The sequence below is a fragment of the Paenibacillus sp. 598K genome, assembly GCF_003851045.1.
GTDB lineage: Bacteria > Bacillota > Bacilli > Paenibacillales > Paenibacillaceae > Paenibacillus_D.
Genome location: NZ_BFBX01000391.1, coordinates 1 through 334, shown reverse-complemented (window position 1 = coordinate 334; position 334 = coordinate 1). Strand labels below are relative to the sequence as shown.

The window sequence follows — 334 nt, the reverse complement described above, 5'->3', positions numbered from 1 at the left end:
CAGCCGGTCCCGATCAACGGACAGGACGGCTACCAGGCCGAGCTGATGGCGCTCGCGGCGCGCCACTCGCTGCGGCTGGGCCGCCCGGTGCGGCTGGACGAGGCGCGGCAGCTCCAGCAGCTCGCCGCAGCAGCCGAAGGAGGCGTATAAGATGAAGCATCGATTGATCGTACCGGCTGCGCAGCAACCGGCAGCGGACGGAAGACTGCTGCAGGTGACGCCGGAGTCGGCGGGCTGGCGCTATGTCGGCTTCGAGGCGCTGCGCCTGGAGCCAGGCCAGACGCTCGAGCGGTCGACCGGCGAGGACGAGGTCTGTCTCGTGCTGGTGAGCGGG

Annotated in this window: 1 protein-coding gene; it reads left to right on the top strand. The window is 70.7% G+C overall.

Translation table 11 applies throughout. From position 1 onward, the window contains the following. Window positions 1-151 precede the first annotated feature (151 nt). Window positions 152-334 (top strand): 5-deoxy-glucuronate isomerase (locus PA598K_RS35585; RefSeq protein WP_185602448.1); only part of this gene is annotated, 183 nt, incomplete at its 3' end.